This window comes from Kocuria sp. CNJ-770 (assembly GCF_001942375.1).
GTDB classification, from domain to species: domain Bacteria; phylum Actinomycetota; class Actinomycetes; order Actinomycetales; family Micrococcaceae; genus Kocuria; species Kocuria oceani.
In genome coordinates this window covers 1-1,122 of the sequence record NZ_MKJW01000042.1, presented here as the reverse complement: position 1 = coordinate 1,122, position 1,122 = coordinate 1, and the positions used below count along the sequence as shown (strand labels likewise).

Annotated in this window: 1 protein-coding gene; it reads left to right on the top strand. The window is 62.4% G+C overall.

Features of this window, described 5'->3' with window-relative positions; all coding sequences use genetic code 11:
- The coding region (locus BJF77_RS22450; RefSeq protein ID WP_222844945.1) for a transposase at positions 1-466 on the top strand (466 nt) is incomplete at its 5' end.
- Positions 467-1,122 lie beyond the last annotated feature (656 nt).

Below are 1,122 nucleotides of genomic sequence, written 5' to 3'. Positions count from 1 at the left end.
TTTACTTCTCGTTCCAGCTGGCAAGCCAGGCATGTCCCCTCACCGCTGGGCCAAGTGGTGGTGCCCGAACGACTACTACTCAGAAGCGGCGTTCAAGACGCTGAAGTACCGTCCCGACTTCCCCGACGCGTTCGGCTCCCTCGAGGACGCCCGGGCATTCTGCGCGGCCTTCTACCGCTGGTACAACACCGAGCACCGCCATTCCGGGATCGGGATGCACACCCCCTACGACGTCCACCACGGCCGGGCCGGCGCCGTGCGAGCAGCGCGCCCAGTGTCCCTGTCCCAGGCCTACGCGGCCACCCCGGAGAGGTTTGACCGCAAGCACACCGAGCCCCCTGAGCCTGCCCGGGACCGCCTGGATCAACCGACCCGAACCGAACACAGCAATCCAACCGACGAGATGAATCAAAAGGTTGGCAGATTCCGTGGCGAATGGCCCCCGAAGGAGACAAGAGGCTGGTAGCGCCTCAGATACCGGCTACGCCGAGGCGCTCTGTGAGCTGGACGCGGGGTCACCGCCTCTCGGGTTCTGGACCCCCCCCTTCGAGGAGGGTGTGGAGAAGGTGTCTGTGGACTTCACCCAGCCCACCGAAGGCTTCTACTTCCAGGAGAGCAACCTCGACCTGCCCCTGGCCCGGCCACTGCCGTATGCGCTGCTGTCATGGTGGGCGGGGACCCGGAGAGTGGGTCGACCACGCATGGGGTGTCGGGGACTTTGCGGATTCGGACCCGGACCGCTGTCACGCATCTGCATAATCCTTGACTTTTGTGTCACCACATCGGCGGACAGATCTATCCGGTCCTGTCCCCCGATCCGGTGATGTTCTCAAAACATCAATTACACGGTAGTACATATCTCCTCTGCAAGATTCCGCTTTAGCAATCACATACTAATGCTTTTCGATGTATTTGGTGTGCATTCATACATATTCGCACTTGTGACACGATCCGTTGGACCTGGCACGCTGATCCCGTCGGGCCGTCCGGGGGGACGAGCCGATCGATTCGTCGGGGGACGAATCGCCGTCCGGGGGAATGAGTTTGCTGTGCGCCACAGGTGGGACGATCAGGATTTTCCGCGCCGTCGACAAGTCGACCGCTCGGGCAGCACCGCGGCGC